The sequence below is a fragment of the Bacillus cereus group sp. MYBK220-1 genome, assembly GCF_051916445.1.
GTDB lineage: Bacteria > Bacillota > Bacilli > Bacillales > Bacillaceae_G > Bacillus_A > Bacillus_A cereus.
Genome location: NZ_JBQAGQ010000003.1, coordinates 155,696 through 167,367, shown reverse-complemented (window position 1 = coordinate 167,367; position 11,672 = coordinate 155,696). Strand labels below are relative to the sequence as shown.

Here is an 11,672-nt window from a genome sequence, read left to right as displayed (position 1 = left end):
TATAAATGGAATATAATCAATCAACAGTTAACTACTGGAAAGCTTTTGTATTACCATATACATTTGCTTTAGAAGAGTTAAAAACTAAATTTGAAATTATGAACCGGGAAGCTCAATTTCTAGAGGATTACAACCCGTTTGAACATATAAAAACAAGACTAAAACAACCTGAAAGTATTATTAAAAAACTAGAGCGCAAAAACTTATTACCAACAGTTGAAAATGCTCAAACACATTTACAAGATATTATTGGTATTCGTATTACATGTTGCTTCGTAGAAGATATCTATCATTTGAAAGAAGTCATTCAAAAACGCGAAGATATGGAAGTCATAGAAGTAAAAGATTATATCGCTAACCCAAAACGAAACGGATATAAAAGTTTACACATGATCATTAAATACCCTTTATCACTAAATTCTGGTACAAAAGATGTATTTGCAGAAATTCAGTTACGTACACTGGCAATGGACTTTTGGGCAAGTTTAGAACACAAACTTTATTATAAATATGAAGGGAAAATACCGGAGTATTTAAAAGATGAACTACATGATGCAGCAATGAAAGCTGAAGATCTGGATAATAAAATGGCCACAATTCGTCAAGATATTGATGATATTGAGGCATGTTCAAATCAAATTATGCTACCACTATAAAAAAAGGTTCTCGCCAATGAGAACCTTTTTTCTATCATTTTTGGGAAGTACGACTCCACACTTATTAAAGTTTCACTTTATTTTTTCTCTATCGTTCGAACCTCTTCAATCTTCCATTTATCATCTTCTTTCCCAAGAGCATACTGTACTTTCTTTTGAAGAGTGATACTGTCGTCTACTTCCTTTTCTTTCGTTTCAACAATAACATACCCTACTTTACTAACTTTCATATCTATATGTTCCAATTCAATTTTCTTATTTCCCTTTTGAAATGCGGCTTCTTTTTGTGTTTTTAAGTCTTCAGCACTAGGCATCTTCTTTGAAAATAACTCCATATGTTCTGCAAGATTTTTTTCATTCGTCGTTCGCACAAATGTATGAATAACATCTTGAATAGATCTCTCTTCTTCTTTTGTTATTTGTACCTTTTCCTCAGTTTTTTTAGTAGTAGATTTTTGTTCTACGTTATTCTCTTCTTGTTGACATCCAACTAGTAGTACTACAAACACTAGAAGGAATCTTAATTTCCTAAATAACTTTTTCATATTCCCAACTCCTAAAAAGAAAAGTGAGGCATTTCGCCTCACTTTCGCTCTTAATTAGCGTCTTCCTTTATTCGGATCGCCACCGCCAACAATATCAAAGACACGTTTCGCTATATTTGTATTCTCTTGAACTCCAGAGAACAAGTATTTACCTGGACCAAATGCATATACGTTCACATCTTCCCCTGTATGTCCACCCGTTGTCCAGCCTGTAACCGAGCGCTTATTGAAAATATCTTCAATTGCATTATCAATCTTTGTTACATCTTTTGACGGAGCTATATCATTTACAGCTTGAATTTCTTCTGGAGTTAATTGTAAATCAATATACTTTTTCAATGTTTCTTCTACATTTGCACCTTTTGCAATCTCATTTGCCATAAAGTCTGGTGTGCGCTTTGCAGCTTTAATTGGTTCTACTTTAAAGTTATACTCGCCATTGGCACCTAAAGATAAGCCACCAGTAGCGTGATCTGCCGTTGCAACAACTAACGTATTTTTATCTTTTTTCGCAAACTCAATCGCTGCTTTGAAAGCTTTTTCGAAGTCTTCCATTTCACTCATTGCACCAACAATATCATTATCATGTCCAGCCCAGTCGATTTGACTTCCTTCCACCATTAAGAAGAAACCATTTTTATTTTTGTTCAAACGCTCAATTGCTGCATTAGTCATTTCTTCTAATGAAGGTGTTTTCTCATTACGGTCAATCATTTTATCTAATCCACCTGGTGCAAATAAACCAAGAATTTGGTCATTTTTATCATTTAACAATTGATCTCGATCCGTTACATAGCTATAACCAGATTTCTTAAACTCTTCTGTAAGATTACGATCTTTTCTAACAAAGTTCTTTACGCCGCCGCCAAGCATAACATCTACTTTATGCTTCCCTTTAATTTTCTCATCAAAATAATCATTTGCAATTGCGTCCATATTTTTACGGCTAATGTCATGCGCACCGAAAGCAGCTGGTGTTGCATGTGTAATTTCAGAAGTTGCAACGAGTCCCGTTGATTTCCCTTTTTCTTTCGCTTGCTCAAGAACTGTTTTCACTTCCGCTTTATCATTATCAACTGCAATTGCAGCATTATATGTTTTAATCCCTGCTGACATAGCTGTTGCTGCCGATGCAGAGTCTGTAATATTTTCATGTTCATCTTCTGGGTATGTTTTTTGTGTTCCTACAAGATGCTTATCAAATTCTGTAGATTCCATTTCAAAGGTTTTTGGATTATCTTTCATATAACGGTGAGCCGTCATATATGAAGGACCCATACCATCCCCAATTAATACGATAACATTTTTAATCTTTGCATTGCTTCCGTTCTCATCTGCATTAACCTCACTAGAACGAGTAAAATTCCATGTTGCTACCGAAGTAACTGCTAATGATGCCACAACTGCAAATGGCCATGCTTTTTTCACAAACTTTTTCACTGTCTTGTCCCCCTAATTAGGTTATTCATTTCCCACTATCAAATTTAACGGAAGACTATTAAGAGAAAATTAGCTGTATGTAAATTTTTTGTTAACTTATGTAAATATCAGTTATAATTTGTATAACTTTGTCTTTTTGTATCAATCATCCCGCCCTTTACAATTTAAATATAAACAAGTTGGATTTCATTTAACGTAAATCTCTTTTTTACATTTTGACTCTATTTTTATGAAAATAAATAGAAATGCGGTGAGCCTTTATGAAAATAGTAAAGCTAAATGAGTCTTTTATTTTTGAATTACTTAATCTTTGCAAATCTGTTGGATGGTTACACGATGAAATTTTTATGAAAAAACAATTCGAAATGTATCTTTCTATCGGCACACTTGTAGGTTACATTCATGAGAACAAACTCATTGCGACTGGAGGAGTATTTCCCTTTACAAGTAACTTCGCTTCCATTGGTATGTTAATCGTTCACCCTAATTTTCAAGGACGCGGAATAGGGCGCATGTTGCTAAATCATTGCTTGGAACAAATTCATCCAAAACAACCCATTGCACTTATTGCGACAAAAGCTGGCGAACCTCTATACACATCATGCGGATTTCAAACAGCAACAACGATTCATCGTTTTGAAAAGCAAACTATTAAGACGTACCCTTCTCACTTACAACAAGTACAAGAAGAAGACCTTATATCTCTTACTTCTCTGGATCAAATTGCAACTGGTATGAATCGTTCTCTACTTTACTCTTTGCTATTACCAAGGGCTGTACACTCTTTTAAAATTGAAAGAAATAACTGTATAGAAGCTTTTTCATTATGCATACAAAAGGGCAATATATTATGTATCAATCCACTTATCGCCAAGCAAGCAGAAGATGCTATTCAATTATTAAAAAAGATATGTGAATGTTGGAATGGTATAGTACGAATTGATGTCCCACACTCACAATTTACATTTCGTAAATTTCTTCAAACAGAAAATTTCCAAGAAACGCTCCTTTCACCTCTTATGATAAAAAATGGTAGCCGACTTCCTGGAAATCGTAATATGCTATTTGCTATGATAGATACAGCGTTATGTTAGAAAGGAGACACCTAATTGAAGCGATTTAGCTATTTTATGGTAGGTTGTCTTACTCTTACACTATTAGTAGGATGTAGTGCAGCAGAAAAGCCAGTAGAACAAGTAAAACAAGTTAAAAATACAATTACAGCGAAACTAGCTACCGAGGAAAAAATGGTAGAAATAGATGGTCAAACCATTTACTTTAAAAAGATTGGTAATGAAAAACCACCTTTACTTATGATTCATGGCTTTGGAGGGTCATCAGATGGTTTTCAAAAGATTTACTCCGATTTAGCAAAAGATCATACAATTATTTCTGTAGATGCTTTAGGATTCGGGCGCTCATCTAAGCCAATGGATTTTTATTATTCTTTTCCAACTCATGCAAATTTGTATTATAAATTAATGAAAAAACTAGGGTATGATTCATTCGCAATACTGGGGCATTCCATGGGGGGAGAAATTTCTCTAAATTTAACATATTTATATCCTGAAGCAGTTACTCACCTTATTTTAACTGATGCTACAGGTGGCCCTCATACATTCGTTACTAAACAAGGCTCACCAAAACCACAATTGTCGACTGATTTAAATGCCGTTTCTTCTATTACAGATTATGATGAAAGCAAAGTGAAATTCAAACGTAATGATGAAGAGCATTATAATAAAATGAAATTATGGCCTAGACGTCTTAAAATTAATGCAAATGAAATAAAACAGCCAACTTTAATTATATGGGGCAGAAATGATAGTAGCGTTTCCTGGAAAGAAGGAGAAACGTATCATCAATTCTTAAAAAATAGCACTTTACATATTATTGAAAAAGGTTATCATGCACCATTTCGCCAAGAACCACAAGAATTTGTCGGGTATGTAAAAGATTTCTTTAAGAACAATCCGATCAAAGTTGAAAAATAACATAAACGGGTATCTCATTTTGAGATACCCGTTTTCATATATTAAGCAGCTTGCTTTTGGCGTTTTTGAGTTTTTGATCCTAATACTTTCGGGATAACAAAGCCATCCATTCCAAATTTCCCAGCGTTCATACCGGAAACAAGAACAAACATAGATAAGATAACCATCTCAGGGTTCACACCAATTGACCCACTAAACATATAGGAAAAGTTCATTACAAGACCAAAAAAGACCGCTGTTTTTGTTAAACAGCCTACAATTAAACCAATTCCGACTAAAATTTCCCCCCATGTTACAAGTGTATTAAACAAATCTACATTTGGAATTGCAAATTCTTGTAAGAATGATGCCCACCAAGATTGAACAGCCGGTTGTGCACCTTTAGATTTTTCAATTGCACCTTGCAAATAACCTGTTGCATCGAATCCTTTTCCTTGTAGTTTACCGATTCCAGCCATTAACCATGTGTAACCAAGATATACTCGAATTACTGCTAATACAAAAGAAACTGCTTTGTTTTCTCTTAAAAATTGAATAACCATATCTTCCTCCTAAAGTTGTAATTAAGTTAGTTACAGATAATATAATAACATTAGTTACTTATTTTTAAAATGTTAATTATGAATAATTCGTGACATGCGTATGAAACATTCAAAACTAACGTTTATATAGTAACTTCTATTACCTGTAAAAACTTGAACATATCATACCACAGATGATAATCATTTTCATTGAAAAAAATGTAAAAAAATTGTGAGTTAAATGTGAAACACGTTTATTCGAATATAGAATAAACGTGTTTCACACTAATTATAGAATCGAAATGTATGTGTCTCCTCATCAATTAAACTCGCTTCTTGAAACGCTTCTTCTAACGTTTTCCCATGGTTAATAACCCCATAAAATAAGCGTATAGTAAACATAAGTGCTGCATTTCCATCTACATAATCAATCGATCCAATATATGATTTCGCACCACTATGTAAAAAAGATTTTGCTAGATTTTGCTCCCCTAACGTGCACCCGCTATTTACAATATGTGTATTATGCAATTTTGCATATTCATAAATTTCTTCTGCACCAAAATACCCTCTCGGTTCATCTTGTTCATATACTTCTTCGCCTAACTCTTCCATGACAAACTTCCCTTCTTCACCATGAAAGCAAAAAATAATATAATTAACATCGTTAAATAAGTTCTTTCCAGAAAGAACTCCCACAAAATCTTTCGGTCTACCAATCCAATATGTCACAACCCTTGCACCAAAATATTCAAGAGATGCTCGGATTGATTGCGCCTCTAAATCCGAATTAAAACCAACTACTAATGCAATATTCAACATACAATCCCCATCCTATAATCAGCCCTTGTCAATCAGAATTTTCTGGGATAAATCCATTTCATATATACCCGTTTCTTTCAAAAAATCTGATCTAGTTAAAACGACTTTCTGTAAATATTGCCTATATGCTGTAATTGTTCCATCGTGGGATACAATGCAAATTCTTTCAACACTCAGTTCATAACACCAAAGAAGAAATTCATCTACTATTTGCTGAAAACTATTCTCTGAAATAGTGTTTATACCTTCCTTCCATAACTGATTATTTGAGCTTTTCTCTATCGAAAAATGCGGAAATAACTTTGTTATCATTCCCTGATCTACTATATAATCGCACGGTAATGTTCTCGCTTCTTCTCGATAAGGAAAAATACGCGGAGATACATATGGATGAACGATTTTTTGACAAGCAACTTTCGCACTCCATATTGTCGCCGTTTGCAAAGTTCTAAGTGTAGGACTAGCAATTAATATATCCGTCTCTTGTAATGGCACATTGCATTGAAGTAATTTAGCCTGATTCCTTCCTTCATCCGTCAATGGCGGATGAAGCACTTTTAAACTTGATGGCAAATCCCTTGTATGTTCTCCTTCCCCGTGCCGAACAAAGACGATTTTCATCCCCTTCCTCCTCTCATTATGAAATCCTCTTACATATTTCTTCCCTATCTCATACTTTATTCCTGCTATATGAAAACCAATATGTAAAAAACTTTTTACACAGAAAGGAGAATTACATATATGAAATGGATAATTGTCTTTATTGGAATGATTGTATGGGGATATATAAACGGCTTCTTTAGTAGTGATAAAACTGCTAATCCTTGGATTACAGATGATGAACGTGAAACAAAAATTAAGCAAAAAGCAATTACGGCAAGCTGGTCCGGTGTTTTTATGTTTTGTACCATTAGCCTCTTAAATAAATGGTTAGGTTTAAGCACAAACGATAAATCACCGTACTTACCAGACACTATCGCAGCTATTTTAAAAGAAAATGTAGAGTTACAAGTTTTACTCATGCTATTTGTTATGTATGGAATATTTTACTTACATTATCGAAGAAAATTAAGTGCCTAACTTCTAACTCATGATTATCCTCCTAAATGGTTATAGTAATCATGACAAAATGAAAGGAGAGATATAAACATGAGTAACTCGAATGAATTTTTAGATACACTACATGAAAAACAAGCAAAAGATGAACAAAATAGAAAGCGCCAAGGGAACGGAAACCCAGCGAAAAAAAAGCCAAATAAAACACATAAATAACAATTAAAACTGCCTAAAATGATCTTTTAGGCAGTTTTTTTATTCTTCTTTCACCGAGATAACATTTCCCCAATTCCATTTCTCATAATACCACGCTGGTACATCTATATTTTCAATCCACTTCTTTTCCTGCTTCCGATCTTTATGAGCAAGCCATACATCCGCTTTCTTACGGTCTGAACGTATCCAAATTAATTGATTACTCTTCTTCATGAAGATCGGGTGGTAATCCCCTTGCTTGTTCGTTTTCTTTGTGATTTGATGCTGTGCATTACTTGTACTATCGACCTCATATAAAGATGGTAGTGGCCTTTTTTCTGGTGGAGTTTCTATCCCTGCCTCTTTTGCTCGTGAAACGATAATTACTCTATCGTTCTTCCATACAAAATCCCAATCAACATATCCTTTCGGCGTAAATATGTTCTGCTGAAGTGCTGGCAATTCCTTTACTTTTAAATGTTTATTTTCTAATGCAACTCTTCCGCTCCCTTCAATATAAGCTAATATATTTTTTGATGGTGCCCATTGAAACCATTGTGCGTTTAATAACATTTGATCTACTTTTTCAAACCGACTGCCGTCTGCACGAACTAAGCAAAGCGTATTACTATCAGCTGACCATGAAGCTGTCGGTACTGCTAAAAATGAAATCCACTTTTGATCTGGTGACCACTTAAAGCCACTTGCTACTAGCGCTAGGAAATCATCGTGTTCATTTGGCAATGCATACAAATGCTTCATTTTGTGAGGATTCATATGTGCATCTTTTTGCACTTCATATAGCTGAGCCCCTGTCCATCCTGTTGGAAGTAAGTGCGCTTCAGAGGATACAAGAAAGTTCTTTCCATCGGGGTACCATGCATAATCCCCTACACCAGCCGATACATTTTCAAAATCTGCATTCTTTTTTTCTACATCAAATGTATTTAATGTACCTGTAAATATAAATGCAATTATATTTTCTGTTGGTGACCATTGATAATTCGATGCTTCTGAGTGAAACGGCGTAACTTTCTTTCCATCTTTCAGTCGATATAACTCAAGAATACTTTGTTTCTTCCCTTTTACATACGCTAGCCATTCCCCATCATATGACCACTTCGGCCCTGTTATGTACTCTCCTTTTGTAATCTGTATTTCTTTCCCATCAACTTTAATCCAAAGATTATGATGACGAATAAAAGCAACTTTCACACTATTATTTTCTGCACTAGTAATAGTGATAGAACATAAAAACATAAACAACACTACACTACTACTTACTATTAGCCTTTTCATACCATCACTCCATTTCCCTCATAGCATTCCTCACTTTATCCCTACAATATGTGAAAAATATCGATTCGACATAATCAGAAAAAATTTCCCAAGAAATTTCCAATCCATAGAGGATTGGTATGAATTATGTCGAAAGTATAGTTTAGCCAACATTTATATGTATAATTTCTAACTAAAATGTAAGATTTTATTTCTGAATATTGGCACTTTTTATTAGGGGGAGTATCAATGAAAAAAACTACATCTACACTATTAAGCATGGCGCTTGTCTTTTCTAGTTTTGGAGCTTTAAGTGCTCATGCTGAATCACTACAAAAGGAGAAGCAATTTAGTCCACAATTAAAAACAACGATTGAACAGTGGGGAGAACATAAAATCGCTCAAAATGTTGAAACGAAAACAACAAAAGAAATATCAGTAATTGTAGAATTACAACATGCACCTCTCGCTGCTCAAAGTAATATTCAGCATGCTCCAGATTTACAAAATAGTAATGCACAGTCTTATCATGCTGAGCTCAAAAAAGCACAAGAAGATACGACTAAGAAAATAAAAGAAAAAGCACCTGGTGCAAAAATTAAAGAAGTGTATAATACGTTATTTTCCGGATTCTCTATTTCAATTCCTGGAGATCAAATTACCTCTCTTGCCTCTTTACCTGAAGTAAAAGCAGTCTATCCGAACTTAACATATAAATTACATGAAACATCAAAAAGTGCTATTAACGAAGAAGCACCAAATATCGGTGGACCGACAATTGGTGCACCTGAAGCGTGGAATTTAAAAGATCCATTTGGCAAACCGCTTGATGGAAAAGGCATGAAAATAGCCATTATCGACTCTGGCGTAGACTATACACACCCTGACCTAAAGGCAAATTATATCGGTGGATATGACACGGTTGATGAAGATAACGATCCAATGGATGGTAACGTACATGGTACTCATGTAGCTGGAATTATTGCGGGTAACGGAAAAATTAAAGGCGTTGCTCCAAACGCTTCTATTCTAGCCTATCGTGTAATGAATGACGGTGGAACTGGTACAACAGATGATATTATCCAAGGAATTGAGCGAGCAATTCAAGATGGTGCGGATGTGTTAAACCTCTCCCTTGGGCAGGATTTAAATGTACCTGATCAGCCTGTAACATTAACGTTAGAACGAGCAGCGAAACTTGGTGTTACTGCTGTCGTTTCAAATGGAAATGACGGACCAAAACCTTGGTCTGTTGATGCTCCCGGTAACGCAAGTAGTGTCATTTCTGTTGGAGCATCTACGGTTTCTATCCCGTTTCCAACATTCCAAGTAACTGGTTCCAGCAAAACATATCAAGGGTTACCATTATCAAAATCCGATTTTCCAATAGAAAATGATTCTCCTCTTGTATATGTTGGTTATGGCAATCCAAGTGATTATGCAAAACAAGATGTGAAAGGGAAATTCGCACTTATTTTACAAGGTACTTCTAGTACATTAGTAAAAGCAGAACAAGCGAAGCAAGCTGGTGCACTTGGTGTGTTATTAATCTCTAGCGAAAAAGAAATTAATATGATGCCGGAATATTTTTCACGTGAACATCTAGCTGTCCCAGTAATGCAATTATCAAATACAAATGGGGAAGAATTAAAAACTTTAATTACAAAACGAAAGAAAAATATAAAAATTGGACAACCAAAGCAAACAGAACTTATCGGTAACTTTAGTTCAAGAGGACCATCACAAGGAAGTTGGCTAATAAAGCCTGATGTTGTTGCACCTGGAGTACAAATTACTAGTACAGTACCGCAAGGCGGCTATGAATCGCATAACGGAACAAGTATGGCTGCTCCGCAAGTAGCTGGAGCGGTTGCCCTCTTGCGTCAAATGCATCCTGATTGGACGACAGAACAATTGAAAGCGGCTCTTGCCAACAATGCCAAAACATTACATGATGTCAATGAAAATACATACCCTGTTATGGCACAAGGATCTGGTTTAATTAACATTCCGAAAGCAGCTCAAACAAATGTATTAGTAAAACCTAACAATGTCAGCTTCGGTCTTATTAAGCCCAATAGCGGAAAAGTAAAACTGACGCAAAATGTTACATTACAAAACCTTTCTAGTAAAAAGAAAAGTTTTTCAACTCGTGTGGAATTACTAGATGCAAACACAAAAACAAAAGTAAAAGCTTCTGTCCCTTCATCGATTAGCATTCAACCGAATAGTAGTACCGAAAAACCATTTACTATCACTGTAGATAGCTCACTACAACAAGGTGTGTATACTGGAAATGTATATGTAAAAGAACAAGGGGCAAAAGAAGAAATTCGAATTCCATTCACATTTAGTATCGATCCTAAAGATTATAAACGTATCGATGGACTTGAAATTATTAATTCTACTTTTAGCCCAAATGGCGACCACGTACTAGATGATAATCTCATCAACTACTATTTAGTTGCGCCTGTGGATGATATCACATTGCATGCAAATTTAGTTACGAAAGAACGTGTAACGTATCAAGGGATTATCCATCAAGCTAAAAATGCAACTCCTGGGTATAAACCTTTCAAATGGAATGGTACAAAAGCAGATGGCACTCCTTTAACTGATGGGCTATATCAAATTGAAGCAGTTGCTTCTAATTCTGGCGGGGAAACAAAGCAAACAGCTGCTGTATTTCTTGATCGAACTGCACCTAAGTTAACACACGAGGTTGACCAAGAAAATCTCGTAATTAGAGGAAAAGTTGATGATATTCTACTAGATTGGATGTCAGAATCTGGTTGGATAGCACCTGGTATTCCAGTGAGAATGCAATATGAAATTAACGGAAATGGTGTATGGGAACAGGCATTCCTGAACCCTTGGGAGAAAAGCTATGACATTTATTTCGATCGCACTCAATTACAAGAAGGAAAAAATACTATTCACATTGTAGCAACTGATGCAGCTGGCAATACCTCTAATTTAACTGTTAATTTAGAAGTGAAATAAAGTAAAATTTTAATCAGTGGAGATTTCGTTCATCCCCACTGATTATTAGCCTTCACCAATCGGGAGTTACGGGCAGTTAATCTCCCATCTCACTTCTTTGCTCCAACCGAATTTTGAGGTAGGAATTTTACTGCTCATTAACACGGGATAAAAAATTTTTGT

Annotated in this window: 12 protein-coding genes; 6 read left to right on the top strand and 6 right to left on the bottom strand. The window is 35.1% G+C overall.

What is annotated here, in order from left to right; translation table 11 throughout:
• Positions 1–5: 5 nt before the first annotated feature.
• Positions 6–656: a GTP pyrophosphokinase gene (locus ACTFRU_RS14500; protein WP_000456219.1), complete on the top strand. Its 651-nt coding sequence runs from the start codon at positions 6–8 to the stop codon at positions 654–656.
• Positions 657–733: 77 nt separating this feature from the next.
• On the opposite strand, the gene ACTFRU_RS14495 is transcribed toward ACTFRU_RS14500, so the two are convergent.
• Together ACTFRU_RS14495 and ACTFRU_RS14490 are read right to left on the bottom strand one after the other, a co-directional pair.
• Positions 734–1,201 carry a hypothetical protein gene (locus tag ACTFRU_RS14495; RefSeq protein WP_000732795.1) on the bottom strand — a complete coding sequence of 156 codons (468 nt, stop codon included), beginning with the start codon at positions 1,199–1,201 and terminating at the stop codon, positions 734–736.
• Between the two features lie 54 nt (positions 1,202–1,255).
• The gene (locus ACTFRU_RS14490) at positions 1,256–2,641 is read right to left on the bottom strand and encodes an alkaline phosphatase (protein WP_000714913.1); all 1,386 of its coding nucleotides are present in this window, start codon (positions 2,639–2,641) and stop codon (positions 1,256–1,258) included.
• A gap of 260 nt (positions 2,642–2,901) precedes the next feature.
• On the opposite strand from ACTFRU_RS14490, the gene ACTFRU_RS14485 reads away from it, so the two are divergent.
• Together ACTFRU_RS14485 and ACTFRU_RS14480 are read left to right on the top strand one after the other, a co-directional pair.
• Positions 2,902–3,735 carry a GNAT family N-acetyltransferase gene (locus ACTFRU_RS14485; RefSeq protein WP_000706693.1) on the top strand — a complete coding sequence of 278 codons (834 nt, stop codon included), beginning with the start codon at positions 2,902–2,904 and terminating at the stop codon, positions 3,733–3,735.
• A gap of 15 nt (positions 3,736–3,750) precedes the next feature.
• Positions 3,751–4,635, top strand: a complete 885-nt coding sequence (locus tag ACTFRU_RS14480; RefSeq protein ID WP_000819814.1) for an alpha/beta fold hydrolase — start codon at positions 3,751–3,753, stop codon at positions 4,633–4,635.
• A gap of 41 nt (positions 4,636–4,676) precedes the next feature.
• On the opposite strand, the gene ACTFRU_RS14475 is transcribed toward ACTFRU_RS14480, so the two are convergent.
• The 3 genes from ACTFRU_RS14475 to ACTFRU_RS14465 form a co-directional block, all read right to left on the bottom strand.
• Positions 4,677–5,177, bottom strand: coding sequence for a DoxX family protein (locus ACTFRU_RS14475; RefSeq protein ID WP_000236612.1), 501 nt, complete (start codon positions 5,175–5,177; stop codon positions 4,677–4,679).
• Between the two features lie 264 nt (positions 5,178–5,441).
• Positions 5,442–5,978, bottom strand: coding sequence for a hypothetical protein (locus tag ACTFRU_RS14470; protein WP_000931932.1), 537 nt, complete (start codon positions 5,976–5,978; stop codon positions 5,442–5,444).
• Between the two features lie 18 nt (positions 5,979–5,996).
• Complete coding sequence (locus ACTFRU_RS14465) at positions 5,997–6,599, bottom strand: histidine phosphatase family protein (RefSeq protein ID WP_000706239.1); 603 nt, start codon at positions 6,597–6,599, stop codon at positions 5,997–5,999.
• A 120-nt stretch (positions 6,600–6,719) separates the two neighbouring features.
• On the opposite strand from ACTFRU_RS14465, the gene ACTFRU_RS14460 reads away from it, so the two are divergent.
• Both ACTFRU_RS14460 and ACTFRU_RS14455 read left to right on the top strand, forming a co-directional pair.
• Positions 6,720–7,058, top strand: coding sequence for a hypothetical protein (locus ACTFRU_RS14460; RefSeq protein ID WP_000871150.1), 339 nt, complete (start codon positions 6,720–6,722; stop codon positions 7,056–7,058).
• Positions 7,059–7,127: 69 nt separating this feature from the next.
• Positions 7,128–7,250 (top strand): DUF4023 domain-containing protein, encoded by a 123-nt coding sequence (locus tag ACTFRU_RS14455; RefSeq protein ID WP_000071866.1) that lies wholly within the window; start codon positions 7,128–7,130, stop codon positions 7,248–7,250.
• A gap of 39 nt (positions 7,251–7,289) precedes the next feature.
• On the opposite strand, the gene ACTFRU_RS14450 is transcribed toward ACTFRU_RS14455, so the two are convergent.
• Entirely contained in the window at positions 7,290–8,528 is a 1,239-nt protein-coding gene (locus tag ACTFRU_RS14450; protein ID WP_000825732.1) for a TolB family protein, read from the bottom strand.
• A 228-nt stretch (positions 8,529–8,756) separates the two neighbouring features.
• Between ACTFRU_RS14450 and ACTFRU_RS14445 the strand changes: the two genes are divergently transcribed.
• The gene (locus ACTFRU_RS14445) at positions 8,757–11,510 is read left to right on the top strand and encodes a S8 family peptidase (RefSeq protein ID WP_086389507.1); all 2,754 of its coding nucleotides are present in this window, start codon (positions 8,757–8,759) and stop codon (positions 11,508–11,510) included.
• The last annotated feature ends 162 nt before the right edge of the window (positions 11,511–11,672 follow it).